The sequence below is a fragment of the Vibrio sp. 1288 genome, assembly GCF_033344475.1.
In genome coordinates this window covers 1-1,188 of record NZ_JAWPOX010000116.1, presented here as the reverse complement: position 1 = coordinate 1,188, position 1,188 = coordinate 1, and the positions used below count along the sequence as shown (strand labels likewise).

1 protein-coding gene is annotated in these 1,188 nt (G+C 46.7%); it reads left to right on the top strand.

The window, feature by feature from the left end; translation table 11 throughout:
• Window positions 1–1,188: DUF294 nucleotidyltransferase-like domain-containing protein (locus tag R8O11_RS24990; RefSeq protein ID WP_318194578.1), on the top strand; the 1,188-nt coding region annotated here is incomplete at both ends.

Here is a 1,188-nt window from a genome sequence, read left to right as displayed (position 1 = left end):
TGTACTCGAGTGCTTGCAGAAGGCTTGTCTCCTCAAGATGATGTTTCAACGGTCATGACGACGGAAGTGATCTCTCTAGACCATAATGCTTACATCTATGAAGCCATGCTAACGATGTTACGCTACAACGTGCATCATCTGCCGGTGGTCAAAAATCAACTGCCGATAGGCATCATCGAAACTACCGATATTGTTCGTTATGAATCGCAAAACTCACTGCTTCTCGTAAGCAGCATTTTTCAGCAGCAAAGCATCGAAGATTTAGCAACAGTCGCAGAAGAAGTCAAAAGCAGCTTCGTACGTCTGGTTAACGAAGACGCCAATTCACACATGGTTGGCAGCGCGATGTCGGTAATTGGCCGAAGTTTCAAACAGCGTTTGTTGGAGTTGGCCGAAGAAGAACTTGGTGCGCCTCCGATTCCTTATTGTTTCCTCGCATTAGGTTCAATGGGACGCGACGAACAGTTGCTGGTTACCGACCAAGACAACGCCATTATTCTGGACGAATCCTATCAAGAAGAGAAACATGGCAAGTACTTTGAAGATCTCGCTAAGTTTGTCAGTGACGGCCTTGACGCTTGTGGTTACAAATATTGTACCGGTGACATCATGGCCACAAACCCGATGTGGCGAATGACTCGCTCCGAATGGGAAGAATGTTTCGCTGACTGGATTGACGATCCCAACCCGAAAGCGTTACTGAATGCATCAATATTTTTCGATTTAGATGGCGTGTATGGCCGCTTAAAATGGGCAGAACAGCTCACCAGCTTCATTGTGCGTCGAGCGCGTAAAAATAATCGCTTCTTAGCATGTTTGGCTCGAAATGCGCTAAACCGCACACCGCCATTAGGCTTCTTCAAAGATTTTGTGATGGAAAAAGACGGCCAGCACAAAAACTCGATCAACCTAAAACGTCGTGGCACCGCGCCGCTGGTTGATCTGATTCGTGTGCATGCCTTGGCGGTTGGCTCTCGTGCACAAAACTCGTTTGAACGTCTCGACGACATTATTGACGCAGGCATCTTGCCAAAAGGTCGAGCACAGGATTTAAAAGACGCGTTAGAGTTCATCTCTATGGTACGAATTCGACATCAAGCGACCGATGTTGAGCTTGGAATTGAGCCAGATAACAACATTGAGCCAGAAAATCTTTCCGATTTTGAACGCCGTAATTTGAAAGATGCC